This is a genomic window from Streptomyces sp. ML-6 (genome assembly GCF_030116705.1).
In the GTDB taxonomy this organism is placed as follows: domain Bacteria; phylum Actinomycetota; class Actinomycetes; order Streptomycetales; family Streptomycetaceae; genus Streptomyces.
The window spans coordinates 6212994-6239442 of record NZ_JAOTIK010000001.1 but is presented as its reverse complement, the minus strand read 5'-3'; the positions used below and the strand labels follow the sequence as shown (position 1 = coordinate 6239442).

Here is a 26449-nt window from a genome sequence, read left to right as displayed (position 1 = left end):
GTTCCGGATCGTTTCGGCCTTCCCGACCTCCTCACCCTACCGACCGTGATTCCGCCGTGACGATCGCGTGACGCTCAGGGCAGGGCGACCTCGCACCAGACGGTTTTGGTGCACGGGTCGCCGCCGGTGGTCCCCCAGCGGGTGGACAGGGCTTCGACGAGGAGGAGGTGGAACGGCTTGTCGCCGCACGGCCGGCACGTCAGGGGATCTTCGACCGGCAGCCCGCTCCGTCTTCGCTTTCATTCAGGTTCATTCAGGGAGAGGGGACGTTGCGGCGCCCTATCGGGGGCACCATGGCGATGCGGAAGCAGCTCGAACACCTGTTGGAGGTCGGCCATCGGCGGAACGTGGCGATCCAAGGGATGCCCACGGACCGCGAGGACCACGCCGGTCTCGCAGGGTCGCTCCAGCTGCTCCGGCTCAAGGGCGGGGACACCGTGGGACACAACGAGGTTCAGCTCGCCGGTCGGCTGATCTCCTATCCCGAGGAAGTCCAGATCCACGAGATCCGCTCGCCCCTCGCACTTCCCAGCCGCATGGCCGTCGGAAGCTCCGATCCCTGCCCGTCCGGCGGCACCGGCGCCATCAGTCAGTGGCCCGGTGCCCGCAGCGGAACAGCGGTTCGGCAGTGTCGAAAGGCACGTCTTCGCGGGAGTTCTCGATGGCCTGCATCGAGGAGGGGAGGTCGAAGGGGAGGGAGCCCCGGGCCACCGAGCGGCCGAGGGCGAGATCGAGGACGAGGTCGTCGTCGGCGCCGAAGCTGCCCACGAGCAGGGCCGCTGCCGTGTCGAGCCCGGTGAGAACGGCCGGCCGGTCGAGGTGGACGTCGAGAACGGTGGGAACGGTCTCGCACAGCGCCTGCAACCGGGACAGCTCTGCGGCCGGGAACTCCAGGGAACCGGCGTGGAAGTGCTGCTCCAGGAACCCTTCCCTGGCCTCGTACGGTGCGGTCAGCCGCAGCACCGCGAGGTCGGCCTCTTCCGGTCGCGCGACGGGGCGGCCGTACCGGGCGGCGACCTCGGGGACGACGTTCTCGACGTAGAGGGCGGGCTGCGAAGGCAGTTCCGCCAGGACCTGTGCGCGTTCGGTGAGCTGGACGAGGGAGCGTTGCTGTGCGTGGCGGCCCAGTCGGCGGGTCTCGGGTGCGCCGACCAGGGCGCGTGCGGCATCGACGTCGACGTAGGGGTCGTCGAAGAGACCGAGACGGAACTTGTCCCGCAGGATGCGGCGCACGGAGGTGTCGATGCGGGCTTCGTCGACGGCGCCGGAGCGGACGGCTTCGACGATCCAGTCGGGGCGGGTCTCGCCACCGAGCTGGTCGACACCGGCGTCGAGCTGCAGGAGGACCTGGTCGGCGAGGGAGAGGTGCTCGACGCCCCAGTTGCGCGGCGGGAGCTGGACGATGCCGGGGATCTCCATTCCGCTGAGGGAGTTGAAGTCGGTGCACACCACGCCGTCGAATCCATAGCGGCCGCGGAGGAGCCCGGTGATGACCTCACGGTTGAAGTTCGCGGCGACTTCCGGGAGGCCGCTGCCGGCGGGGATGGAGTAGCAGGGCATGACCTGGGCGGTGCCGGCGGCGAAGGCGGCTTCCCAGGGCTTGAGGTGGTATTCGAGGTTGTCGCCGGGGAAGGCCTGGTACTTGCCGTAGGCGAAGTGCGAGTCCTCGCCGCCGGCCTGGGGGCCGTGGCCGGGGAAGTGCTTGGTCATGCAGGCCACGCTGTCCGGCCCCAGGGTGTCGCCCTGCATGCCCCGGATGTAGGCGGAGAGCATCCGCGCGGCGCGGTCGGCGTCCTCGCCGAAGGTGCCGCTGATGCGGGCCCAGCGGGGTTCGGTGGCGAGGTCGGCCATCGGGTGGAGGGCCACGCGGATTCCCACGGCGCGCAGTTCCCGGGCGATGGCCCCGGCGAATTCCTCGACGAGGGCGGGGTCGTCGGTGGCGGCCAGGCCGATCGGTTCGGGGCCGGGGCTGAAGCCGCCGTCGGTGTGGGCGGTCATGGGGTTGGCGGTGAAGCCGTGGCGGGGGTCCGAGGAGAGGGTTACGGGGATGCCGAGGCGGGTGGCGGCGGCGAGGTCCTGGACGTGGTTGTTCCACGTGGCCATGGCGTCGGCGGAAGGCACCTGGACCATGGCGAAGTGGGTGATGTGGCGGTCGGCGATGAGGTCGGCGCCGGACGGCATGAAGCCGTTGTCGCCGGCCGCCATCCGGCCGTGGCACATCTGGCCGGCCTTCTCATCGAGGGTCATCCTGGCCAGGAGATCCTCGACGCGTTCGTCGACGGGCAGACGGGGGTCCTCGTAGGGCTCCATGGTGCCGTTGTGGTTGAGGTCGCGGAACGGTGTGCCGTCGTGGTGGCGGAGGCGGGAGGTCATCAGGGGGCCTTTCTTGGAGGTGCGGGGGTGGAAGCCGGGTGTCAGTCGCGGGCGAGGCCGGGGTGCCGGATGAGCGGGGTGAGGGCCACGGCCGCGAGTGCGGCGAGGGTTCCGCCGAGGTAGAGGGCGAAGTAGTTCTTGTCGCCGGCCGCCGGTCCGATGGGATCCGTGCCCAGGGCGAGGAGGACGGGAGCGAGCAGGGGGGCGATGGACTGGGGCAGGGCTTTGGCGATGTTGAACACCCCCAGCCAGCGGGCGGCGTCGGCGCTGGTGGGCATGACGCGCAGGACGAGGGCCATGTCGACGGCGTAGAAGGCTCCGAGCCCGATGGCCGCGATGGCGGTGGAGAAGTAGATCGGCCATACGGACGCGGACAGCATCTTGATGGCCATCGAGAGAGCCATCAGCAGGCCGGAGGCGACGACGAAGGCCCGGTAGGCACCGGTGCGTGAGGCCAGTTTCCCGAACACCGCCGCGGAGACGACGTTGCCGACGACGGCGAGCATGCCGGTGGCCGAGACGAGGGCAGCGGCCTCGGCGGTCGACATCTGCAGCCGGGACATCAGGTAGTAGAGGCCGAAGGTGCCGATCAGGGCGTTGGCGCCCTGGAGCAGGAAGCGCTGCAGCCACACCGCCGTGAACGCCGGGGAGGTACGGGGGTCGAACAGCAGGCTGGTGAAGACCGAGCGCAGGCTCACCGGGCGCCGTTCGCTCGCGGGGACGGCCTCGTCGCCCCGCAGAAGTGCCCATGAGACGAAGGCGCCCGCGGCACCGGCCACGCCGGGGATGATCAGCAGGAGGGTGGTGTTGTGGGGGATGAGGCCGATGAGGAGGAAGGCGGGGAAGACGGAGGCGAACTGTGCGGCTCCGAACAGGCCGGACACCGTGGCCTGTTGTGATGCCGGTATGCGGTCGGCGATCACGGCCGCGAGCGCGGCCAGTGCCGCGTTGTAGGCGGCCTGGGCGAGGACCCAGCCCAGCCCCAGCTGGACGGCGGAGGTCGCCGTGGCCATCACCGCGGCGGCGGGAAGCCCGGCGACGAGACCGCCGAGAATCCATGGCCGGCGCCTGCCGAAGCGCCCGGTCGTGCGGTCGGACAGGTGGCCGAAGACCGGGTTGAGGATGAAGGAGGCGACGGCCCCGGCGGCGATGACGGAGGCCAGCACACTCTCTCTGGCGTGCGGGGCGACCTCGTTGACCTTCAGGCTGAGGGAGGCCACCAGGGGCATGGCGAACCCGATTCCGATCAGCAGCTCGGTGAAGACCAGCCCGGCCACGACCCGCCGCGGAGCGTGCTGCTCGTCCGCGGCAGGACGGACGGGGGCAGCGGATCCGGTGGCTGGTGCGGGAGGAGGAGTCTTGCGCAGTGTGCCGGTCATGGGGGAAGTGCTCCTGTCGGGAGAGACAGCGGCGAGGAGGGCGCGGTGGAGCGTCAGCCGACGGTGACGGACGAGGACAGGGCGGCCTTGGCCCGGAAGGCGTCGATGACCGCGGACTCCACTCCGCAGCTCAGCAGGAAGCCTTCGGCGTTGCCGTGGCGCGAGCGCACGGTCTGCAGGAAGACCTCGATCGCCTCGCGCGGGGCCTGGAGCAGCGGAGCGGGGACGACACCCCTGGCCGCGGCCCGTCGCGCATCCCGACTGCCGTCGGCGACGGCGGTGTCGGCGTCATCGGCGGTGTTCAGGGCGATGGGATGCCGGGCGGCGAGAGCCGCGAAGATCTCGGGAAGCGCCTCGGAGGTACGGACGTAGTCGTCGGCGATCTTGTCGTCGGGCGCCCCCACGAGTTCCAGGAGCAGCGCCGTCAGCAGACCGGTGCGGTCCTTGCCGGCGGCGCAGTGGATGAGTGCCGCGCCCGGCCCCGCTGCCGCCCGTACCGCGGCGGCGACGGCGTCGGGGGCGGATGCGGCGAGGTCGGCATAGAACCTTCCGAGGTCCGCGGAGGTGCGCAGAGCGGAGATGCCGGGCCCGGCGATCGCGTCGTCGTCATCGGGGGCGATGGGGGCGGCGACGACGGTGATGCCGGCGGCTTCCACGGCCGCCCATTCCTCCTGGCACTCCTCGGGGCTGCGCAGGTCGATGACGACACGGATACCGTGGGACTGGAGTTCCCGGACGGTCCGGGCGTCCGCCGCGGGATGGGGCTGCGCGGAACGGTAGAGGACCCCGCGGCGCATCAGGACGCCCTCGGGGTCGGCGATGCGGGCAGGGTCACGGAAGTTGAGCAGGGGCATGGAGGGTTCCTCGGGAATCGCTTCACACAACGAGCTGGACATCTAGATGTCTACCTGTCGCACTCCGGCGCCGAGGTCTCCCGCAGTGGACGGCCCGCTGAACCTTGGGTGAACAGACACTCCCCGGCCCCGGTCTTCGGCCGGGGCCGGGGAGCCGGTCCGTGGCGACCTCGTAGGATCCCGGTGTGTCGAACCGCAGAAGAGCCGCCCCGATCTACCTGCAGCTCGCCCGGCGGATCCAGGACCGGATCGACTGCGGCGACCTCCCCGCCGGTTCCAGACTGCCCAGCGAACCTGAGCTGTGCGCCCAGTTCGGCGTCAACCGGCTGACCGTCCGCCAGGCCATGGCCGAACTCGAGCGCGCCGCCTCCGTCGAGATCCGCCGGGGAGTGGGAACGTTCGTCCGCGGGCCCGTGGTACGCATGTCGATCACTGTCGATCCGCGGAGCCAGCGCTTCGACCTGGGCAGCCTGACCACTGCCGTACCCCACCGGACGGCCGCCACCGACGACACCGGTGCCGCGAGCACCAACGCCACCGTGGAGGGAAGCGAGCGGATCGTCGCGGTCACTCCTGCCCCGGAAGCACCGGTCGACCTGGACGCCGCGGTCCAGCTGCGACGCGAGGCGGGCGAACTCACCCGCCTGGACAGTCTGATCGCCCTCGGGAGCGAGCCCTGGGGCGTCAGCAGCTACTGGATCGACTCACGTCTTCTGCCCCAGGAGCTGTCCGCCCCGGGGTATGTCGAGAACGTCGTCCGCGTCCTGGCCTCCAGCACAGGAATCGTCCTGGAATACGACTGGCGGGCGTTCAGCGCCGTCGGAGCCGACATCGGGGACGCGGACCTTCTGGGCGTCCCCGCAGGCAGCCCGCTGCTCGTCCGCGAAGGCGTCAGCTGCACCCCTGAGGGAGAGCCCGTGCTCTACGTACGACGCCGGATCAACGGCGAGCGCGCCCGTTTCGTGCTCAACTTCCGTGGAACGGATACGAGCTGATGCGCAGGCGGCAACCCGTTGCCACGGTCACGCCGCAGCCACTTCGTCCCAGCAGGCGGAGGCCGCCGCCAGCGGATACCCCTCCGAAGAAAGCGGCCTCCCCGGCCCCAAAGAGCCATCGGCACGGCCTCGGCGCCGACAAGACAGCCCGCCCGCTCCGGGGGCAAGGGCCGGGCTTTCCTCATTCCCGCGCCGGGAGTCCGTCCTCGTACCGGGCAAGCATTTCGGTCAGTGTGCGCCGCATCTTCTCCCGCAATGCCGACGGCCCCACCACCTCCGCCCCCGCGCCCAGTGACAGCAGTGCGGGGAGCGCCCGTTCGGCGGACTCGATGGGGACGACCACCTGTGTCCAACCGTCCGCACCGAGTTCCGCCGACTCCGTGGCGGCACGGGCCGCCGCCGGTTCGAGTACCTGCCCGATGCCCGCGAACGCCTCGGCCGACAGGCGCAGCACCGCCTCGTCCAGGAAGCGGCGCGCGTCGAAGGTCGCCAGGTACTCGTGCCAGTGGGCCGCCAGGTCGAATCCGGCAGGCCGGGTGAACGTCTCGGTCAGGGGCTCCAGTTCGTTGATCCGGGACACCCGGTAGGTTCGCACGCCGCGTGCGGACCCGGCCACCAGGTACCAGCGGCCGGCCTTGAGGACCACTCCGTAGGGGTCGATGGTCCTGATCGCCTCGTGCGGGGTGGCCCAACGTTCGTACCGGATCCGCACGCGCCGCCGGCCCCACACCGCACTCACCACCGCGGCCAGCCGAGGGGTCTCCTCGGCGTCCTGGTACCAGCCGGGGATGTCGACATGGATCCGTTGCCGGGACTGTTCGGCACGCTCGCGCAGCTCGGGCGACAGTGCCGCGGACAGCTTCAGCCGCGCCTCCGCCGCCACGGCACCGAGGCCGAGATCGGCCGCCGCGTCGGGCAGACCGGTCAGAAACAGGGCCCCGGCCTCGTCCGTGGTGAGTCCGGTGAGCCGGGTCCGGTACCCCTCCAGCAGCCGGTATCCGCCGTCCGGCCCGGATTCGCCGTACAGCGGGATGCCGGAGGCGCCGAGTGCCTCCATGTCCCGGTAGACGGTGCGTACCGACACCTCCAGGGCGTCCGCCAGTTCCCGCGCGGTCATCCGGCCGCGCGTCTGCAGGAGCAACAGGGCACTCACCAACCGGCTCGCTCGCACGGAAAAACAGTACTCGGATCCCTGACAGCAGATGTCAGTGATCCGGTCCTAGCCTCCCCTCGTTCACCTGACGAAGGACGAAAGGCCACCTCATGACCAGTGCGCAGACTGCCGCACGCACAGCCGATCGCCCGTCCTGGGCGCCCTTGGCCATCGTTCTGATCGGCGGGTTCATCGCGTTCCTGGACTTCTTCATCGCCAATGTGGCCATCCCATCGATCCAGCGCGACCTGGGCGCCGGCGCGCCCGAGACGCAACTCGTCATGGTGGGCTACGGCGCGGCCCTGTGCGTGGGGCTCATCACCGGTGGGCGGATGGGCGACATCTTCGGACCCCGCCGGATGTTCCTGGTCGGCCTCGCGCTCTTCACCGTCTCGTCGGCGGCGTGCGGCCTCGCGCCCAACATCTGGTTCCTGATCGTCGCCCGCATCGTCCAGGGGCTCTCCTCGGCGATGCTGGCCCCGCAGGTGCTCGCCATCGTGAGCCACGTCTACACCGATGAGGCGCGGGGCCATGCCTTCAGTGCCTATGGGCTGATGCTGGGGCTGTCCGGACTGTGCGGGCAGCTCATCGGCGGCGTGCTGATCGCTCTCGATGTCGCCGGGCTCGGCTGGCGGAGCGTCTTCCTGGTCAACATCCCGATCGGTCTGGTGATCCTGGTCCTGACGCCGCGGTCCGTGCCCGACATCCGCACCGGGGCCGGTGCCGAACTGGACTTGGTGGGCGCCGCCCTGGCCACGGTGGGCCTCACCGCGGTGGTGCTGCCGCTGCTGGAGGGCAGGGAGCAGGGCTGGCCGCTGTGGGCGTGGCTGTCGCTGGTCGTGGCCGTGCCGCTGATCGCCCTGTTCGTCACCCACCAGCGGCGACTGGCCGCACGGGGCGGGGCGCCGCTGATCGACCCGGGGCTGTTCCGTTCGCGGGGATTCACCATCGGTGTCACCGCCTACTTCGTGTACTTCATGTCAATGGGTTCCTTCTTCCTGCTGTTCGCGATCTACCTGCAGGAAGGCCGTGGTTGGGCTCCCCTGGCGTCCGGTCTGCTCTTCACCACGATGAGTGCCGGCTTCTTCGGCTCGTCCTTCCTCGCGGGAAGGATCGCCGCGCGCATCGGGAACCAGGTCATCGCCCTGGGCGCCGGGCTGGTGGCCGTCGGCTACGGGACGGTCGGCGTGATCGTCTCGCAGCTCGGCACGGACGGCACGGCCGGCTGGGTGGCACCCGGACTGCTGGTGGCCGGTTTCGGCATGGGCCTGGTCGCCGCGCCGCTACCCGCCGCGGCCATGGCGGGCGTCGACCCGAAGCACGCCTCCTCGGCCTCCGGCGTGCTGTCCACCGCGATGGAGGGCGGCGCGGCGCTCGGTGTCTCGCTCGTCGGCCTGGTCTTCTTCGGCACGCTCGGCAACCCGCCGGCACCGGAGAGCTACCCCAAGGCCTTCTACCTCGGCATCGCAGTCATCGTGGCGTTCCCCCTCGTCGTCACGCTCCTCGTCCAGGCACTGCCCGAGCCGGCTCCGGCCACGGCGGGCACGGGCCGGGAAGAGGACGAAGAGACCGGCGCGGCGGAACAGCCGGTGCGCTGAGGACACTGGATCTCCTCCGCGATCCCGGACACCCAATGCCCCGTGTCAAGGGGCTGAGTTGGCGCCGATGTCCGATCTCCGTTCCGGGCCGGGGCAGGACGAGCCAGTAGCCGGCGACCTCACGGGGAGTGGCTCCCACGCACTCGGAACTTCATTCGGGCATCGCAGCCGATAACGGGGACCGCTCGGCCGGTCAGGCAGCCAAGGACTTCGGCCTGACCCGTACCCGAAAAACCGCAGATCAGGCGCCCTACTTCACCGGCTCCAAAATAGCCACGCACTCCACATGATGCGTCATCGGAAACAGGTCGAACGCCCGCAGCGTCCGCACCCGGTAGCCGCCGTCCCGGAAGTACGCCAGGTCGCGGGCCAGGGCGGCCGGGTCGCAGGCGACGTAGGCGATGCGGCGGGCGCCCAGGGAGGCCAGGTGCTTGACCGTCGCCTTGCCGGCGCCCGCGCGGGGCGGGTCGAGGACGATCAGGTCGCATTCGGTGATGCCCGTGCGCGGGAGGACCTGGTCGACCTTGCCGTGTTCGATGCGGACCCGGTCCAGGTCCTTCAGGTTGTGCCGGGCGTCCTCGACGGCGCGCTTGCTGGATTCGATGCCGAGGACGGCGCCCTTCTCGCCGATGCGCTGGCCGATGGCGCCGGCGAACAGGCCGACGCCGCAGTACAGGTCGAGGGCGGTGTCGTTCTTGCGGGGCAGCAGGCCCTGCATGACGGCGCGGACGAGGGTGTTGGCGGCCTGCGGGTGGACCTGCCAGAAGCCGCCTGAGCCGACCCGGTAGGTGCGGTCGTCGGCGCGTTCGCGGACGAAGGCGCGGCCGTGCACCCGGTGGACGCCGCCGTCGCGTTCGTCGACGCGCATCACGGAGACCGGCTTGTCCAGTTCGACGAGCGGGAGCCGGGCGCCCGGGCGCGGGGTGAGGATGACCTGGCGGTCATGGGAGCCGGTGGCGGCGATGGCCTCCACCGAGGCCATCCCCGGCCAGTCCCGCTTCTCGACGCCGAGCTCCGTGACGCCGGGGGCCGCGATCAGGCAGCGGTCGACGGGCTCCACGTCGTGGGAGCGGTGCTTGCGCAGGCCGGCCCGGCCGTTCTCGTCGACGGCGTACTGGACACGGGTGCGCCAGGCCGGTACCTCGCCCGCCGGGAGCTTGTCGCCCTCGGCCGGCATGACGGTGCCGTCCCAGCCCGCCTCCTCGGGGCTGAGGCCCGCGAGGCGCTGGAGCTGTTCGGCGATGACCTCGCCCTTGAGGCGGCGCTGGGCGCCCGGCTTGGCGTGCTGCCAGTCGCAGCCGCCGCACTTGCCGGGACCGGCGTACGGGCAGGGCGCCTCGACCCGGTCCTTGGACGCCTCGATGATCCGGACCGCGTCGGCGCGCAGGAAGCGGGAGTCGCTCCCGCCCTCGGTGACCCTGGCGACGACCTTCTCGCCGGGGAGCGTGTGCCGTACGAACAGGACCCGGCCCTCGGAGGTACGGGCGATGCAGTGCCCGCCGTGCGCGACGGGCCCGACCTCGACCTCGTACTCCTCCCCGACCAGCGACGACGTGGGTTCGTTCTGCATGAGGGGGTGGCTCCAGAGCTCAAGAGGAAACGGCGGGAGAAACGGCAGGGGAAACGGTGGGACGGGACGCGAAGGGGAACGGCCGGACAACAACCTACGATTCTACGTGGGTGTCGTCCGGCCGTTTACCACGCGCGGAACAGGGGCGGAACACGCGCGGAGGCGGGAAGGGGCGGTCAGACCTTGCTGCCGGGTTCCTTGGGCCTGCGTTCCACGGGGCCGCGGCGCACCGAGCCCGGCGCGTTCCACTCGGCGCGCTTCCTGGCACGCCTCTTGGCGGCCTCGGAGGACTCCAGCTGGTACGGCACGGAGGTCACCATCACGCCCGGGGTGAACAGCAGCCGCCCCTTGAGGCGCAGGGCGCTCTGGTTGTGCAGGAGGTGCTCGTACCAGTGGCCGACCACGTACTCCGGGATGTACACGCTCACGACGTCGCGCGGGCTCTCCCGGCGCAGGCCCTTCACGTAGTCGATGACCGGGCGGGTCACCTCGCGGTACGGGGAGTCGAGGATCTTCAGCGGGATGTCGATGCCGCGCCGCTCCCAGTCGTCCTTGAGCGCCTTGGTCTCGGACGGGTCGACGCTGATGGAGAGGGCCTCCAGCCGGTCGGAGCGGATCAGCTTGGCGTAGGCGAGGGCGCGCAGCGTGGGCCGGTGGAGCTTGGACACCAGGACGATCGAGTGGACCCGGGAGGGCCGGATCGTCTCGTCGGACGGGGTCTCGTCGGCGGCGATCTCCTCGGCTACCCGGTCGTAGTGCCGACGGATCGCGGTCATCGTCCCGTAGAAGATCACCATGCCGAGCAGGGCGACCCAGGCGCCGTGGGTGAACTTGGTGGCGAGCACGACGACGAGGACCAGGCCGGTGAAGAACGCCCCGAAGGCATTGATCGCGCGGGACCGGACCATGTGGCGGCGCTTGGCCGGGGCCTTCTCCGTCGCCAGGTGGCGGTTCCAGTGCCGGACCATGCCGGTCTGGCTGAGGGTGAAGGAGACGAACACGCCGACGATGTAGAGCTGGATGAGGCGGGTGGAGTCCGCTTCGTAGATCCAGGTCAGCAGGATCGCCGCGCCGGCCAGCAGCACGATGCCGTTGGAGAAGGCGAGCCGGTCGCCGCGGGTGTGGAGCTGCCGGGGCAGGTAGCGGTCCTGCGCGAGGATCGAGCCGAGCAGCGGGAAGCCGTTGTACGCGGTGTTGGCGGCCAGGAAGAGGACGAGTGCGGTGGCGGCCGCGAGGATGACGAAGAGGAACGTTCCCTCGCCGAAGACGGCGGCCGCGACCTGGGAGATCACCGGGTCCTGGACGAAGCCGGAACCGACCGGGACACCGTGGTCGATCAGGTCCTCGGCCGGGTTCTCCGCCATCTTCACATCGGTGGCCATGGCCAGGCCGATGATGCCGCAGAACATGGTGACGGCCAGCAGGCCCATCATCGCGAGGGTGGTCGCGGCGTTCTTGCTCTTCGGCTTGCGGAAGGCGGGCACGCCGTTGCTGATCGCCTCGACGCCGGTGAGGGCGGCACAGCCGGAGGAGAAGGCCCGCAGCAGCAGGAAGACCAGCGCGAAGCCGGCCAGCCCCTGATGCTCCGGCTTGATCTCGTAGGCCGAGGTCGGGGCGTGCATGGTCTCGTCGAGGACCAGGCCCCGGAACGCTCCCCAGGCGATCATGATGAAGACGCCGGCCACGAAGAGGTACGTGGGAACGGCGAAGAGCTTGCCGGACTCCTTGACGCCGCGCAGGTTCATCAGCGTCAGCAGCACGATGGCCGCGATCGCGCACATCGTCTTGTGTTCGACGACGAACGGGATCGCCGATCCGAGGTTCTCCACTCCGGAGGAGATCGACACGGCGACGGTCAGCACGTAGTCGACCAGCAGCGCGCTGGCCACGGTCAGCCCGGCCCTGGGGCCGAGGTTGGTGGTGGCGACCTCGTAGTCGCCACCACCGCTCGGGTAGGCGTGCACGTTCTGCCGGTACGAGGCCACGACCGTGAACATCAGCACCACGACGGCGAGCGCGATCCAGGGGCTGAAGCTGTAGGCCGACACGCCCGCGATGGAGAGCACCAGGAGGACTTCTCCGGGCGCGTACGCCACCGAGGACAGCGGGTCGGATGCGAAGACGGGCAGTGCGATGCGCTTGGGAAGGAGCGTTTCTCCCAGCTTGTCGCTGCGCAGCGCCCGCCCGATCAGGATCCGTTTGGGCACGTCGGTCAGTTTGGACACGCTGAGGATCGTAAGCGTTCCGTATGGGCCTCACGGGGCCTGTCGGGCGCGTGGCCTCGCAATCTCCTGCGCTCGGCGGAAGAAGCCGCGCAATCCTTAACGAAATCCTTGCGCCGGGGGCAAGCCCTCACTGACGGGATCCTTGCACCCGGAATGCGCCCGGGACGTGCCCTGGACGGCCCCTCTCAGGCGTCCGCGAACAGGGCGCTGTAGCCGTTGAGCGCGGGCTGACCGCCGAGGTGGGCGTAGAGGACGGTGGAATCGCGGGCGATCTCGCCGCGCGCCACCAGGTCGACGGTCCCGGCCATCGACTTCCCCTCGTACACGGGGTCGGTGACCATGCCCTCGGTGCGGGCGGCGAGGCGCATCGCGTCGAGGGTGGTGTCGTCGGGGATGCCGTACGTGCCCGCGTGGTAGCGCTCGTCCAGTTCGACGTCGTCGAGGGTGATCTCCCGGCGCACCCCGATGAGCCGGGCGGTGCCGGCCGCGATCCGGGCGATCTGCTCGCGGGTACGAGCGGGTTCGGCGGAGGCGTCGATGCCCAGGACGCGCCGCGGACGGCCGCCCTCCTCCTCGATCGCGGCGAAGCCCGCGACCATGCCGGCCTGGGTGGAGCCGGTCACCGAGCAGACCACCACCGTGTCGAAGAACACGCCGAGCGCACGCTCCTGCTCGGCGACCTCGTACGCCCAGTTGGCGAAGCCGAGCCCGCCCAGGGGGTGGTCGGAGGCGCCCGCAGGGATGGCGTACGGCCGGCCGCCGCCCTCCTCGACCTCGCGCAGTGCCTGTTCCCAGCTCTCCTTGACGCCGATGCCGAACCCGGCACGCACCAGACGGACGTCGGCGCCGGCGAGACGGCTGATGAGGATGTTGCCGACCTTGTCGTAGACGGCGTCGGGCCACTCGACCCAGCTCTCCTGGATCAGTACGCACTTGAGGCCTGCGCGGGCGGCCACCGCCGCGACCTGGCGCGTGTGGTTGGACTGGACCCCGCCGATGGAGACGAGGGTGTCGCAGCCCTTGGCCAGGGCGTCGGCGACGAGGTATTCGAGCTTGCGGGTCTTGTTGCCGCCGTAGGCGATGCCGGAGTTGCAGTCCTCCCGCTTGGCCCAGACCGCGGCACCGCCGAGGTGGTCGGTGAGCCGGTCGAGGCGGTGCACCGGCGAGGGGCCGAAGAGCAGGGGGTAGCGGTCGTACGAGGAGAGGGAGGCGGGCGCGGGCGTGGACGTGGGTGTGGACGTGGGCGAGGCGGCGTTCACGGGGCTCCTTCGGTCGGGAGGGGAAGGGGGTGGGGGGCCGGCTGCGGGGACGGGGATGGGGCGCGGAGGTACGGGGGCGACGTCGGGACGGCCGGCTGGGGCCGGTCGAATCACTCGGGCAGTCAGGCCGGTTCGGGCAGTCAGCCCTGTTCGGATGGTTCAGCCGGCTCGGTCGGTTCAACCGACTCGGACAGTTCAGTCAGCTCGACGGCTCGTCGGCGAGTTCTTCCAGCGCCCGCCAGATCTCGGCCGTGATCCGGGCCGCGCCCTCGGCGTCCCGCTCCGCGCACGCCTCGATCAGCCGGTCGTGCAGTTCGGCCGAGCCGTGCGCCGCGCTCGCCGTGCCGAACTGTCGCCACTCCAGGCGCCGGATCAAAGGGGTGTACCGCTCGACGGTGGCGGCCACGGCACGGTTGTCGCAGGCGGTGACCAGGACGTCGTGGAGCCGGTCGTCGGCGCGCAGCGCCTCCACGACGTCACCGCGCCCGGCCGCGTCCCGGAAGCGGTCGTTGGCCTCGCGCATCGCGGTGACGTCCGCGTCCGTGAGGCGGGGCACCGCGGTCCTGGCGGCCAGTTCCTGCATGGCCCGTACGACCGCCGCCGCGTCCCGGACGTCACGCGGCACCAGTCGGGTCACCCGGGTGTAGCTCTGCGGCTTGGACTCGACGAGGCCCTCGCCGGAGAGCCGGGACAGCGCGTCGCGGACCGGGGCCCGGGAGAGACCGAGGCGTTCGGCAAGATCCGCGTCGCGGACGGGGGCGCCGGGCGGGAGGTCGCCCCGGACGATGGCGTCGCGGATCGCCTCGTACGCGGTGTCCCGCAGCAGGGTCCGTCGGACGGGTCGCAGAGTCTCCATGAACTGACATGTTAGATGTCTGTGCTCGCCGCGCTCAAGACCTCCGCATGGACGGAAGTCCATCGCGCCCCCCTGGACTGCCGCTGCACTGCCCCTGGACTGCCGCGCGGCGAAAGCGCACTCGGATAAGGCCTCGCACTCCGGGCCGCATAAGCTCATCCTGGGCAACGGGACAGACCGTTGCCCCGTTGTTTGCCCGGCAAACTGAGAAAGAAGTGTGAGCAGGGTGTTTTCGCAGGTCAGCCGGACGACCAGGAGTGCGAGGTAGGCGCAAGGTGCACATCGTCATCATGGGCTGCGGGCGAGTGGGAGCCGCTCTCGCGCAGACCCTGGAGCAGCAGGGGCACACGGTCGCCGTCGTCGATCGGGACCCCACGGCCTTCCGTCGCCTCGGCTCCGGGTTCGGCGGACGACGCGTCACGGGTGTCGGCTTCGACCAGGACACCCTCCGCGAGGCGGGTATCGAGGAGGCCGGTGCGTTCGCCGCGGTGAGCAGCGGCGACAACTCGAACATCATCGCCGCCCGGGTGGCCCGCGAGATGTTCGGCATCGAGAACGTCGCGGCGCGGATCTACGACCCCCGGCGCGCCGAGGTCTACCAGCGGCTGGGCATCCCCACGGTCGCCACCGTGCGCTGGACCGCCGACCAGATGCTGCGCAGGCTGCTGCCGTCGGGCGCCGAGCCGCTGTGGCGGGACCCGAGCGGCGGCGTGCAGCTCGCGGAGGTGCACACCACGCCCTCCTGGATCGGCCACAAGATCAGCACGCTGCAGGAGGAGACGGGCGTCCGCGTCGCGTTCCTCACCCGGCTGGGCGAGGCCATCCTGCCCACCTCGCAGACGGTTCTGCAGGAGGGCGACCTGGTCCACGTGATGATGCGTACGGACGAGATCGCGAAGGTCGAGGAGGCCTTCGCCGAGGGGCCTGAGGAGGGCGGTCACTGATGCGTGTCGCGATTGCCGGGGCCGGTGCGGTGGGTCGTTCCATCGCGGGCGAGCTGCTGGAGAACGGGCACGAGGTGCTGCTCGTCGACAAGGCGCCGACCGCCATCTCGGTGGAGCGGGTGCCGATGGCCGAGTGGCTGCTGGCCGACGCCTGTGAGATCACCTCGCTCGACGAGGCGGCGTTGCAGCGCTGCAACGTCGTGATCGCCGCGACCGGCGACGACAAGGTGAACCTGGTCGTCTCGCTGCTCGCCAAGACCGAGTACGGCGTGCCGAGGGTGGTCGCCCGGGTCAACAACCCGAAGAACGAGTGGCTGTTCAACGAGGCCTGGGGCGTCGACGTGGCGGTCTCCACGCCGCGTCTGATGTCGGCACTGGTCGAGGAGGCGGTGAGCGTCGGCGACCTGGTCCGGCTGCTGCGCTTCAGCCACGGCGACGCCAACCTGGTCGAGCTGACGCTGCCACCGGAGTCGGCGCTGGCCGGCACCCGGGTCGGGCAGGTGGCCTGGCCGGAAGACACCTCGCTGGTCACCATCATCCGCGGGCAGCGCGTGCTGACGCCGAACACCGAGGAAGCCCTGGAGGCCGGTGACGAGCTGCTGTTCGTGGCCGCGCAGGCGCGCGAGGAGCAGTTGGAGGACCTGCTGTCGGTGCGCCGGGGCGAGGGTTCGGACGACTGACCGCGTACGAAGGATGAACGGGAGGGCCCGGACCGTGTGACACGGTCCGGGCCCTCCCGTCAGTCGTACGGCACGCGCGGCGTCCCGGTGTGTCTCAGTACTCCCGGTACTCCCTGTCGCGCACCGCGGCGGTCTCCTGCTCGCGGGCCGCGGCGGCCTCACGTTCCCTCTCGGCCTTGCGCTCCTTCTCGGCCTGCTCCGCTGCCTCCATTTCGGCGAAGACGTCGATGGGCGGCGGCGCCTTGGCGAGGAAGACCCAGGTCAGATAGACCGCGAGAAGGAACGGCGGGATCTTCAGGGCGACCAGGACCCAGCCGAACTGGGTCGTGTCGGCCCACCAGTACAGCGGGAAGAGGATCGCGCACTTGGCGAGCAGGATCAGTCCCCAGGCGTAGCTGGCCTTGGCGTACGCCTTCTTGCGCCCGGGGTTCCTGGTGCGCCAGGAGAGGTTCTCCTTGAAGACCGGGCCCAGGATCAGGCCGATCAGCGGCACCCCGGCAAGGGTGGTGATCAAGTAGGCGAGCGCCAGGCCGAGCGTGTAGAGCATGCCCGGCAGGTAGAAGTCCTTGGCGTTGCCGGTCATCATCGCGAAGACCACGCCGAAGGCCACCCCGAAGACACCGCTGAAGGCGTGCTTGACGGTGTCCCGGCGGACCAGCCGCACGACGACGAGGACCAGGGACACGACCAGGGCCGCGATGGCCGAGACGTGCAGGTCCTTGTTGATCGTGAAGATGGTGACGAACAGCAGTCCGGGAACGACCGTCTCCACCATGCCCCGGACGCCGCCGAACGCCTCGAAGAGCGCGGCCTCCGTGACCGCCTGCGTATCGGCGACCGGCTTCGTCCCGGTGTCCTGCGGGTCGGGGCGGGTGGTGGGGTCCGTGTCGGACGACGGCTTGTCGGAAGACGTCACCGGCTACTCCTTGCCGAGCGGTCGGAGTTCGTATTTGGGGTTGAACAGCACCCGGCGCCCGTGGCTCATGGCGATCCGGCCCGAGGCGATGAGCCTGCGGCCCGGTTCTATGCCCACGATGGAGCGCCGGCCCAGCCAGACGACGTCCAGCGGTGCGGTGCCGTCGAAGAGCTCCGCCTCCAGGGCGGGCACTCCGGCGCGCGGCCGCAGGGTGACGGTCCGCAAGGTACCGGTCACCTTCACGATCTGCCGGTCGGTGCATTCGGAGATCCGCGTGCAGCCCGAGGCCTGCGCGTCCTCCTGGAGCTCCTCGGACTCCAGGTCCTCCTGGGAGCTGGACAACCGGTCGAGCATCCGACGGAAGCGGCTCGACGGCTTGTCCGCCTTGCCCTGCTTCTCGGATCGGGGAACAGCACTCATACCCGAAGGGTACCGGTCCGGGCTGCTCCGAGCGGGTATCCCGGATCTCACCCGACCGGGTGAAACGCCCTGGTGCACCGAACCGCCGCGGAAGGGACACCGACCGGGCACGGAACGAACACCGACCGGGTACGGAACGGGCACGGAACGACCCCGGAACGGGCCCGGCCCCCGGTCAGCCGCGCTCGAAGCGGTAGCCCATGCCCGGCTCGGTGACGAAGTGCCGGGGGTGCGAGGGGTCGGCCTCCAGCTTGCGCCTCAGCTGGGCCATGTAGACCCGCAGGTAGTTGGTCTCGGTGCCGTACGAGGGCCCCCAGACTTCCTGGAGCAGTTGCTTCTGGCTGACCAGCCGGCCGCTGTTGCGGACCAGGACCTCCAGCAGGTGCCACTCGGTGGGGGTGAGCCGCACGTCGCGTCCCTCGCGGTGGACCTTCTTCGCCGCGAGGTCGACGGTGAACCCCTCGGTCTCGACGAGCACCACGTCGTCGGAGTCGTGCTGCCCGACGGGTTCGGCCCGGCGGACGGAGGCGCGCAGCCGGGCGAGCAGCTCGTCCATCCCGAACGGCTTGGTGACGTAGTCGTCGGCGCCCGCGTCCAGGGCCTCGACCTTCTCGTCGGAGGTGTGGCGGGCGGAGAGCACCAGGATCGGGACCCGGGTCCAGCCGCGCAGCCCCTTGATCACCTCGACGCCGTCCATGTCGGGCAGTCCGAGATCGAGGACGACCACGTCGGGGTGGCGGGTGGCGGCGAGCTGGAGGGCGGTCGCGCCGTCGGGCGCCGCGTCCACCTCGTACTTGCGCGCCTTCAGGTTGATCACGAGGGCGCGTACGATCTGCGGCTCGTCGTCGACCACGAGCACCCTGGTCATGGGGGCCCTGCCTTTCTGCTGTACGGCGGTCTCCCCGGGCCTCGTGGGGGCCGGGGACTTCGTCGCGGGGATCATGGGGTCGGGGATCATGGGGCGGAGTGCGCGGGCGCGGCGCGGGGTGTGCGGCACGGAGTGGGGCCGTGCGGTCACGGAACGGCCCGCGCGGGCAGGCCGGGGCCGGCCGGGGCGTGTCCCGGTGCCGCCTTCAGGGTCAGCACCATCGTGAGGCCGCCGCCGGGAGTGTCCTCGGCGTCCAGGGTGCCGCCCATGGACTCGACGAAGCCGCGGGCCACGGCGAGGCCCAGTCCGACGCCGACGCCGCGCGGGGCGTCGCCGTAGCGCTGGAACGCCTCGAAGATACGCTCCTTGGCCTCGTCGGGGACGCCGGATCCGCGGTCCACCACCCGCAGCTCGACGCGTTCGCCGAGCGCGCTGGCGGCCACCGTGACGCGCTGCCCGGGAGGGCTGTACTTGACGGCGTTCTCCACGATGTTGGCGACGGCCCGCTCCAGCAGGCCGGGGTCCACCGCGACCATGGGCAGGCTCTCGGGGACGTCCAGGTCGGCGCTGTCCTCCGGTACGCCGCCGAGCGCCATCGGGACCACCTCGTCGAGGTCGATCTCGCGGATCAGCGGGGTGACGGTGCCGGTCTGGAGCCGGGACATGTCCAGGAGGTTGCCGACCAGGTGGTCGAGGCGGTCGGCGCCGTTCTCGATGCCCTCCAGCAGCTCGGCCTCGTCCTCGTCGGACCAGGCGACGTCGTCGGAGCGCAGCGAGCTGACGGCGGCCTTGATGGCGGCGAGCGGGGTGCGCAGGTCGTGGCTGACGGCGGCCAGGAGCGCGGTCCTGATCCGGTTGCCCTCGGCGAGCCGCCGGGCCTCCTCCGCCTCGTCGACCAGCCGCTGCCGGTCCAGTACGACGGCGGCCTGGGCGGCGAACGCGCCGAGCACCCTGCGGTCCTCGGCGGGCAGCACCCGCCCGGAGAGTGCGAGTGCCATGTGGTCGCCGACGGGCATGTCCGCGTCGGCGTCCTCCGGCCGGGCCACCGGGCCCGGTCCGACGCTCCCGGCGCACGTCCAGGGATCGACGTCGCTCGTGCGCTCCAGCAGGGCGACGGACTCCATGCCGAAGGTCTCGCGGACCCGTTCCAGCAGCGCGTCCAGCGTCGTCTCGCCGCGCAGCACGCTGCCGGCCAGGAAGGAGAGGATCTCCGACTCTGCGCGCAGCCGGGCCGCCTGGTGCGTGCGGCGCGCCGCCAGGTCGACGACCGAGGCGACCGCGACCGCCACCGCGAAGAAGATCACGATGGCGACGAAGTTCTCCGGGTCCTGGACGGTCAGGGTGTGGGTGGGCGGGGTGAACCAGTAGTTCAGCAGCATCGAGCCCACGGCGGCCGACGCGAGGGCGGGCAGCAGTCCGCCGATCAGCGCGGCGCCCACGGTCAGGAAGAGGAAGAGCAGGACGTCGTTGGCGAGTCCGGGTCCGCTGTCCAGACTGGCCAGGAGCAGCGTGAGGAGGGCCGGGCCACCCACGCCGACCAGCCAGCCCCAGATGATCCGGGCCCGGCCCAGCCGGGCCCCGCGGGCGATGGGCAGGCCGCGCCCCTTGGCGGCCTCCTCGTGGGTGACGATGTGGACGTCGAGGTCGGGTCCGGACTCGCGGGCCACGGTGGCGCCCACGCCCGGTCCGAAGACGTACTGCCACGCCTTGCGGCGGCTGGAGCCGAGGACGATCTGCGTGGCGTTCACCCCGCGTGCGAATTCCAGGAGCGCCGACGGTATGTCGTCGCCGATGACGTGGTGGAAGGTGCCGCCGAGGTCCTCCACGAGGGTTCGCTGGACGGTGAGCTCCTTGGGCGAGGCCGAGGTCAGTCCGTCGCTGCGGGCGATGTAGACGGCGAGGATCTCGCTGCCCGATCCCTTGGCCGCCATCCGGGAGGCGCGACGGATGAGGGTGCGGCCCTCGGGTCCGCCGGTCAGGCCGACGACTATGCGTTCGCGGGCCTGCCAGGTGGTGCGGATGTTGTGCTCGCCGCGGTACTGCTGGAGGTACTCGTCGACCCGGTCGGCGACCCAGAGCAGGGCCAGCTCGCGCAGGGCGGTGAGGTTGCCGGGGCGGAAGTAGTTGGACAGGGAGGCGTCGATCCGGTCCGGCTTGTAGATGTTGCCGTGGGCCATGCGGCGGCGCAGCGCCTGGGGCGACATGTCGACGAGTTCCAGCTGGTCGGCCCTGCGGACGACCTCGTCGGGGACGGTCTCGCGCTGCCGTACGCCGGTTATCGACTCGACGACGTCACCGAGCGACTCCAGGTGCTGGATGTTGACCGTGGAGATCACGTCGATGCCGGCCTGGAGGAGCTCCTCGACGTCCTGCCAGCGTTTGGCGTTGCGGGAGCCCGGCACATTGGTGTGCGCCAGTTCGTCCACCAGGGCGACGGCCGGGGCGCGTTCCAGGACGGCGTCGACGTCCATCTCGGTGAAGACGGCGGAGCGGTACTCGATCTCGCGCCGCCGGATCTGCTCCAGGCCGTGCAGCATGACCTCGGTGCGCGGCCGGTCGTGGTGCTCCACGAAGGCGACGACGCAGTCGGTGCCCCGTTCCACCCGTCGATGGGCCTCGGAGAGCATCGCGTACGTCTTGCCGACGCCGGGTGCCGCACCCAGGTAGATCCGAAGCTTGCCGCGTCCCATGGCCCCATTGTCTTCTGCGCGAGCGACTGCGTCCGGTCAGGCAGTCGCTTCGACGCTACCCCGAGGATTCCCGGCGAAGGGGACGCGGGGGCGGGGCGGGGGACCGAATTGACAGGATTCTGACGCCCTGGCCCGGCCGACGGGGTCGTCCCGCCGTGCCGGGAACGCCCCGTCCCTGCCGTACCGTCCTCGTCCCTCCGTACCCACCCCGTCGGGCGCACTCGATGACGGGCCCGTCGCTCAGTTCTCGACGATGTGCCCGTCGCTCAGCTCCAGCACCCGGTCCGCCAGCCCCAGCAGCTGGGTGTCGTGGGTCGCCACCAGGGCGCTGACGCCCTCGCTCCGCACCACCGCACGCAGCAGCTCCATCACCGCGAGTCCGGTCTCCGCGTCGAGCTGGCCGGTCGGCTCGTCCGCGATCAGCAGCGCGGGCCGGTTGGCGAGTGCCCGCGCGATCGCGACGCGCTGGCGCTGGCCGCCGGAGAGCTCGCCGGGGCGCTGGGCCGTGTGGTCGGCGAGGCCGACCAGGGAGAGGAGCAGCGCCACCCGCTCCTCGCGCTCGCGCGGGTCCGCCTTGCGCAGCCGCAGGGGCACGCCGACGTTCTCCGCCGCGGTCAGGATCGGGATCAGGCCGAACGACTGGAAGACGAAGCCGATCCGGTCCCGGCGCAGTTCCAGCAGCCCGTCCTCGCCGAGTTCGGCGAGGTCCGTGCCGTCGATGGTGATCCGGCCGCTGTCCGGGCGGTCGAGCCCGCCGAGCAGGTTGAGCAGGGTGGTCTTGCCGGAGCCCGAGCGTCCCTTGAGCGCGACGAGTTCCCCGCGCGGCACCTCGAAGGAGACTCCGCGCAACGCATGGACGGCCGCGGCGCCGGAGCCGTACGAGCGGTGCAGGTCCTCGACCCGGATCATGGGCCCGCCGGCCGGCCCCTCGGCGAGGGCGGTGCCGCCCTGTCCGTCCGTACCCGTCCGGCCGTTGGTCTCGGTCATGTCTCTCCCGGTGCGTGCGAGATCCCGTGGGCCGCCAGTATGTGCAATGGGCGCGGGCCGGACAATCGCCGGGGCGGTGAACGGCACGGTCCGCCGCCGGTTTCCCGGCCGGCCGGCCCGGTACGGGCGGGTACCGCGTGGGTCGGTGAACGGGCGGACAGGGCGCGGGCGTTCGTCTCCGCGCCCCGCTGCGTACGCGTCCTCAGCCCCCGTTCACCAGCTGTTCGAGGGCGATGTTGAGCCGGAGGACATTGACCCTCGGCTCCCCGACGAAGCCGAGAATCCGGCCGTCGGTGTGCTGCTCGACGAGCTTCTCCACCCGTTCGACGGGCAGATGGTTGCGCTCGGCCACCCGGCGCACCTGGAGCCGTGCGTACTGCGGGGAGATGTCCGGGTCGAGGCCGGAGCCCGAGGAGGTGACGGCGTCGGCCGGCACATCGGCGGGGTCGACCGGGTGGCCGGGTACGGAGTTGTCCTTCACGACGGCGGCCTTGGCGGCGGTGACCTGGTCGACGAGCTCCTCGCTGTCGCCGGAACGGTTGGTCGCGCCGGAGAGGATCAGCTCGTACCGGGTGTTGACGCTGTTGGTGCCCAGGCCGTTGGAGGGGCGCGGCTGGAACCACCTGAGGTCGGGGGCCGCGGTCTCCTGTCCCTTCTTCAGCGGCAGGTCGTAACGCTGGCCGATGAGCTCGGAGCCGACGACCTTGCCGTTCGCGGTGATCTCGGAGCCGTTGGCCCTCTCGGGGAAGACGCCCTGGGCGACGCCCGTCACGACGAGCGGGTAGAGCACGCCGCAGACGACGGTGAGGACGAGCAGGGCGCGCAGCCCGGCCCACAGCAACCGGGCGGTGTTCGCTACGGAGTTGTTCATGGCGGTCAGCCGATTCCTCAGTTCAGTTCAGCCCGGGTACGAGCGAGATGACCATGTCGATGATCTTGATCCCGATGAACGGGGCGACCAGGCCGCCGAGTCCGTAGATCCCCAGGTTGCGCCGGAGCATCGAGTCGGCACCGCTGGGCCGGTAGCGCACGCCCTTCAGGGCGAGCGGCACCAGGGCGACGATGATCAGCGCGTTGAAGATCACCGCCGAGAGGATCGCGGACTGGGGCGAGGACAGCTGCATGATGTTGAGCTTGTCCAGGCCCGGGTACACCACGGCGAACATCGCGGGGATGATCGCGAAGTACTTCGCGACGTCGTTGGCGATGGAGAAGGTCGTCAGCGCGCCCCGGGTGATGAGCAGTTGCTTGCCGATCTCGACGATCTCGATCAGCTTGGTGGGGTTGGAGTCCAGGTCCACCATGTTCCCGGCCTCCTTGGCGGCCGAGGTGCCGGTGTTCATGGCCACCCCGACGTCCGCCTGGGCGAGCGCGGGGGCGTCGTTGGTGCCGTCGCCGGTCATGGCGACGAGCTTGCCGCCCGCCTGTTCACGCTTGATGAGGGCCATCTTGTCCTCGGGCGTGGCCTCGGCGAGGAAGTCGTCGACGCCGGCCTCCTCGGCGATGGCCTTGGCGGTCAGCGGGTTGTCACCCGTGATCATGACCGTCCTGATGCCCATCCGGCGCAGCTCGGCGAATCGTTCCCGCATGCCCTCCTTGACGACGTCCTTGAGGTGGATGACGCCGAGGACCCGGGCGCCGTGCTCGTCCTCCACGGCCACCAGCAGCGGTGTGCCGCCCGCTGCGGAGATCGTGTCGGTGAGCGCCTGCGCCTCCCGCGTGACGGTGCCGCCGCGTTCCCCGACCCAGGCGACGACCGAGCCGGTCGCTCCCTTGCGGACCCTGCGTCCGTCCACGTCGACGCCGGACATCCGGGTCTGGGCGGTGAAGGCCACCCATTCGGCGCCGGACAGTTCGCCCTGGTGACGTTCGCGCAGTCCGTACTTCTCCTTGGCGAGCACGACGATCGAGCGGCCCTCCGGCGTCTCGTCGGCGAGCGACGACAGTTGGGCGGCGTCGGCCAGTTCGGCCGCGGTCGTGCCCTTCACGGGTACGAACTCGGCGGCCTGCCGGTTGCCGAGCGTGATGGTGCCGGTCTTGTCGAGCAGCAGCGTCGACACGTCCCCGGCGGCCTCGACGGCACGCCCCGACATGGCGAGGACGTTGCGCTGCACGAGGCGGTCCATGCCGGCGATGCCGATGGCGGAGAGCAGCGCGCCGATGGTGGTCGGGATCAGGCAGACCAGCAGCGCGGTCAGCACGATCATCGACTGTTCCTGCCCGGCGTACACCGCGAAGGGCTGGAGGGTGACGACGGCGAGCAGGAAGACGACGGTGAGGGACGCGAGAAGGATGTTCAGCGCGATCTCGTTGGGCGTCTTCTGCCGGGCGGCGCCCTCGACCAGGGCGATCATCCGGTCGATGAAGGTCTCGCCGGGCCTGGTGGTGATCCTGACGACGATGCGGTCGGAGAGCACCTTCGTGCCCCCGGTGACGGCGCTGCGGTCGCCGCCGGACTCCCGGATGACCGGGGCGGACTCGCCGGTGATCGCCGACTCGTCCACGCTCGCGACGCCCTCGACGACGTCTCCGTCGCCCGGGATGATGTCACCGGCCTCGCAGACCACCAGGTCACCGATGCGCAGCTCGGTGCCGGGCACCCGCTCCTCGTTCCCGCCGGTCAGCCGCCGTGCGACGGTGTCGGTCCTGGCCCTGCGCAGCGTGTCGGCCTGCGCCTTGCCGCGTCCCTCGGCGACCGCCTCCGCCAGGTTGGCGAAGATCGTGGTCAGCCACAGCCAGACCGCGATCGCCCAGCCGAACCACTCCCCCGGCTCCAGGCACGCCAGTACGGTCGTGAACACCGAACCGACCAGCACCACGAACATCACCGGGGACTTGGCCATCACCCGGGGGTCGAGCTTGCGCACGGCGTCGGGCAGGGACCGGACCAGCTGCGCGGGGTCGAACAGGCCCCCGCCGACGCGTCCTTCGCCCCGCTGCTCCGCGGGCGCTTCCCGGTGCGGTGCCCGGGTGGGGGTGACGGTGGACACCGGGTCCTCCTGTTCCGTACGAGTGGTCATGACGCCAGCCCTTCGGCGAGCGGTCCCAGTGCGAGCGCCGGGAAGTAGGTGAGACCGGTGATGATCAGGATCGTTCCGGCCAGCAGGCCGCTGAACAGCGGCCGGTGCGTGCCCAGGGTTCCCGGGGTGACCGGCACGGGCTTCTGCTCGGCGAGCGAGCCGGCCAGCGCGAGGACGAACACCATCGGCAGGAACCGGCCGAGCAGCATCGCGAGGCCGATCGAGGTGTTGAACCACTGCGTGTCCGCGTTCAGCCCGGCGAACGCGGAACCGTTGTTGTTCGCGCCCGAGGTGTAGGCGTAGAGCACCTCGGAGAACCCGTGCGCGCCGGAGTTCAGCATCGAGTGGGGCGGGGTGGGCAGCGCCATCGCCGCGGCGGTGAAGCAGAGCACCAGTGCCGGGGTGATCAGGAGGTAGCAGGCGGCGAGCTTGATCTCGCGGGTGCCGATCTTCTTGCCGAGGTACTCGGGCGTGCGGCCGACCATCAGTCCGGCGATGAACACGGCGATGACCGCCATGACCAGCATTCCGTAGAGGCCGGAGCCGACCCCGCCGGGCGCGATCTCGCCCAGCTGCATCCCGAGCATGGTGATGCCGCCGCCGAGGCCGGTGTACGAGGAGTGGAAGGAGTTCACCGCGCCGGTGGAGGTGAGTGTGGTGGTCACGGCGAAGATCGACGAGCCGGCGATCCCGAACCGGGTCTCCTTGCCCTCCATCGCCCCGCCGGCGATATCGAACGCGGGCCCGTTGTGGGAGAACTCCGTCCACATCATCAGCGCCGTGAAACCGACCCAGATGGTGGCCATGGTGCCGAGGATCGCGTAGCCCTGCTTGAGCGAGCCGACCATCCGGCCGAAGGTGCGGGTCAGCGCGAAGGGGATGACCAGGATCAGGAAGATCTCGAAGAGGTTGGACAGGCCGTTGGGGTTCTCGAACGGGTGGGACGAGTTGGCGTTGAAGTAGCCGCCACCGTTCGTGCCCAGCTCCTTGATGACCTCCTGGGAGGCCACCGCGCCGCCGTTCCACTGCTGCGAACCGCCGGTGAACTGCCCGACCTCGTGGATGCCGGAGAAGTTCTGGATCACGCCGCAGGCGACGAGCACCAGGGCGCCGACCACGGCGATCGGCAGCAGGATCCGCACGGTGCCGCGCACCAGGTCGGCCCAGAAGTTGCCGAGTTCACCGGTGCGGGACCCGGCGAAGCCCCGTACCAGGGACACCGCGACGGCTGTGCCGACAGCGGCCGAGACGAAGTTCTGCACGGCCAGGCCGCCGGTCTGCACGACGTGGCCCATGGCCTGTTCGCCGGAGTACGACTGCCAGTTGGTGTTCGCGACGAACGAAGCCGCCGTGTTGAACGCCTGGTCCGGGTCGATCGAGACGAAGCCGAGCGAGCCGGGCAGGCTGCCCTGGAGCCGCTGGAGCAGGTACAGGAAGAGGACGCTCACCACGGAGAAGGCGAGCACACCCCGCAGATACGCGGGCCAGCGCATCCGGGTGTTCGGGTCGACGCCGACGGTCCGGTAGATCCACTTCTCGACGCGGAGGTGCTTCTCCGAGGAGTAGACGCGGGCCATGTGGTCGCCGAGCGGGCGGTACGCCAGTCCCAGCGCCACGACGAGCGCGAGGACCTGGAGCACACCGGCGAGGACGGGGCTCATA

General features: G+C 70.7%; 20 protein-coding genes and 1 pseudogene. 5 read left to right on the top strand and 16 right to left on the bottom strand.

Going from position 1 to position 26449, the window contains the following annotated elements; all coding sequences use genetic code 11:
• Positions 1-167 precede the first annotated feature (167 nt).
• A pseudogene (locus tag OCT49_RS27620) lies at positions 168-446 on the top strand (Scr1 family TA system antitoxin-like transcriptional regulator); the annotation flags it as partial.
• Positions 447-585: 139 nt separating this feature from the next.
• Here the strand turns inward: OCT49_RS27620 and OCT49_RS27615 are convergent.
• From OCT49_RS27615 to OCT49_RS27605, 3 genes are read right to left on the bottom strand one after another with little or no spacing between them, the layout of a single operon-like run.
• The gene (locus OCT49_RS27615) at positions 586-2373 is read right to left on the bottom strand and encodes a glycoside hydrolase family 3 protein (protein ID WP_283854498.1); all 1788 of its coding nucleotides are present in this window, start codon (positions 2371-2373) and stop codon (positions 586-588) included.
• A 41-nt stretch (positions 2374-2414) separates the two neighbouring features.
• Positions 2415-3752: an MFS transporter gene (locus OCT49_RS27610; RefSeq protein ID WP_283854497.1), complete on the bottom strand. Its 1338-nt coding sequence runs from the start codon at positions 3750-3752 to the stop codon at positions 2415-2417.
• Positions 3753-3805: 53 nt separating this feature from the next.
• Entirely contained in the window at positions 3806-4606 is an 801-nt protein-coding gene (locus tag OCT49_RS27605; RefSeq protein ID WP_283854496.1) for a tyrosine-protein phosphatase, read from the bottom strand.
• 185 nt (positions 4607-4791) lie between these two features.
• Between OCT49_RS27605 and OCT49_RS27600 the strand changes: the two genes are divergently transcribed.
• A complete protein-coding gene (locus OCT49_RS27600; protein ID WP_283854495.1) occupies positions 4792-5601 on the top strand; it encodes a GntR family transcriptional regulator in 810 nt (269 codons plus the stop codon).
• A gap of 181 nt (positions 5602-5782) precedes the next feature.
• On the opposite strand, the gene OCT49_RS27595 is transcribed toward OCT49_RS27600, so the two are convergent.
• Positions 5783-6772, bottom strand: coding sequence for a helix-turn-helix transcriptional regulator (locus OCT49_RS27595; RefSeq protein ID WP_283854494.1), 990 nt, complete (start codon positions 6770-6772; stop codon positions 5783-5785).
• A gap of 146 nt (positions 6773-6918) precedes the next feature.
• Between OCT49_RS27595 and OCT49_RS27590 the strand changes: the two genes are divergently transcribed.
• Positions 6919-8352: an MFS transporter gene (locus tag OCT49_RS27590; protein ID WP_283854493.1), complete on the top strand. Its 1434-nt coding sequence runs from the start codon at positions 6919-6921 to the stop codon at positions 8350-8352.
• Positions 8353-8602: 250 nt separating this feature from the next.
• On the opposite strand, the gene OCT49_RS27585 is transcribed toward OCT49_RS27590, so the two are convergent.
• The 4 genes from OCT49_RS27585 to OCT49_RS27570 all read right to left on the bottom strand — a co-directional run bounded on the left by OCT49_RS27585 (position 8603) and on the right by OCT49_RS27570 (position 14262).
• The gene (locus OCT49_RS27585) at positions 8603-9922 is read right to left on the bottom strand and encodes a class I SAM-dependent RNA methyltransferase (protein WP_283854492.1); all 1320 of its coding nucleotides are present in this window, start codon (positions 9920-9922) and stop codon (positions 8603-8605) included.
• A 176-nt stretch (positions 9923-10098) separates the two neighbouring features.
• On the bottom strand, positions 10099-12147 hold the full coding sequence (locus OCT49_RS27580; RefSeq protein ID WP_283854491.1) for an APC family permease: 2049 nt from the start codon (positions 12145-12147) through the stop codon (positions 10099-10101).
• A gap of 185 nt (positions 12148-12332) precedes the next feature.
• Positions 12333-13406, bottom strand: a complete 1074-nt coding sequence (locus OCT49_RS27575; RefSeq protein WP_283854490.1) for a 1-aminocyclopropane-1-carboxylate deaminase — start codon at positions 13404-13406, stop codon at positions 12333-12335.
• A gap of 199 nt (positions 13407-13605) precedes the next feature.
• Entirely contained in the window at positions 13606-14262 is a 657-nt protein-coding gene (locus OCT49_RS27570) for a GntR family transcriptional regulator (protein WP_283854489.1), read from the bottom strand.
• Between the two features lie 275 nt (positions 14263-14537).
• Between OCT49_RS27570 and OCT49_RS27565 the strand changes: the two genes are divergently transcribed.
• Together OCT49_RS27565 and OCT49_RS27560 are read left to right on the top strand one after the other, a co-directional pair.
• Entirely contained in the window at positions 14538-15206 is a 669-nt protein-coding gene (locus tag OCT49_RS27565) for a potassium channel family protein (protein WP_283854488.1), read from the top strand.
• Entirely contained in the window at positions 15206-15886 is a 681-nt protein-coding gene (locus tag OCT49_RS27560; RefSeq protein WP_283854487.1) for a potassium channel family protein, read from the top strand. Before OCT49_RS27565 ends, OCT49_RS27560 begins: the two co-directional genes overlap by 1 nt.
• Positions 15887-15980: 94 nt before the next feature.
• On the opposite strand, the gene OCT49_RS27555 is transcribed toward OCT49_RS27560, so the two are convergent.
• The 8 genes from OCT49_RS27555 to kdpA all read right to left on the bottom strand — a co-directional run bounded on the left by OCT49_RS27555 (position 15981) and on the right by kdpA (position 26448).
• Positions 15981-16802 (bottom strand): DUF3159 domain-containing protein, encoded by an 822-nt coding sequence (locus tag OCT49_RS27555; RefSeq protein WP_283854486.1) that lies wholly within the window; start codon positions 16800-16802, stop codon positions 15981-15983.
• A 3-nt stretch (positions 16803-16805) separates the two neighbouring features.
• Entirely contained in the window at positions 16806-17222 is a 417-nt protein-coding gene (locus OCT49_RS27550) for an OB-fold nucleic acid binding domain-containing protein (RefSeq protein WP_187438874.1), read from the bottom strand.
• 175 nt (positions 17223-17397) lie between these two features.
• The gene (locus OCT49_RS27545; protein ID WP_283854485.1) at positions 17398-18090 is read right to left on the bottom strand and encodes a response regulator; all 693 of its coding nucleotides are present in this window, start codon (positions 18088-18090) and stop codon (positions 17398-17400) included.
• Positions 18091-18236: 146 nt separating this feature from the next.
• A complete protein-coding gene (locus tag OCT49_RS27540; protein WP_283854484.1) occupies positions 18237-20780 on the bottom strand; it encodes a DUF4118 domain-containing protein in 2544 nt (847 codons plus the stop codon).
• Positions 20781-21020: 240 nt separating this feature from the next.
• Positions 21021-21767 (bottom strand): ABC transporter ATP-binding protein, encoded by a 747-nt coding sequence (locus OCT49_RS27535; protein ID WP_283854483.1) that lies wholly within the window; start codon positions 21765-21767, stop codon positions 21021-21023.
• 202 nt (positions 21768-21969) lie between these two features.
• Complete coding sequence (locus OCT49_RS27530; RefSeq protein ID WP_283854482.1) at positions 21970-22638, bottom strand: potassium-transporting ATPase subunit C; 669 nt, start codon at positions 22636-22638, stop codon at positions 21970-21972.
• A 22-nt stretch (positions 22639-22660) separates the two neighbouring features.
• Positions 22661-24787 (bottom strand): potassium-transporting ATPase subunit KdpB, encoded by a 2127-nt coding sequence (kdpB, locus tag OCT49_RS27525; protein ID WP_283854481.1) that lies wholly within the window; start codon positions 24785-24787, stop codon positions 22661-22663.
• Positions 24784-26448 carry a potassium-transporting ATPase subunit KdpA gene (gene kdpA / locus OCT49_RS27520; RefSeq protein WP_283854480.1) on the bottom strand — a complete coding sequence of 555 codons (1665 nt, stop codon included), beginning with the start codon at positions 26446-26448 and terminating at the stop codon, positions 24784-24786. The genes kdpB and kdpA overlap by 4 nt, the downstream gene beginning before the upstream one ends.
• Between the last annotated feature and the right edge of the window lies 1 nt (position 26449).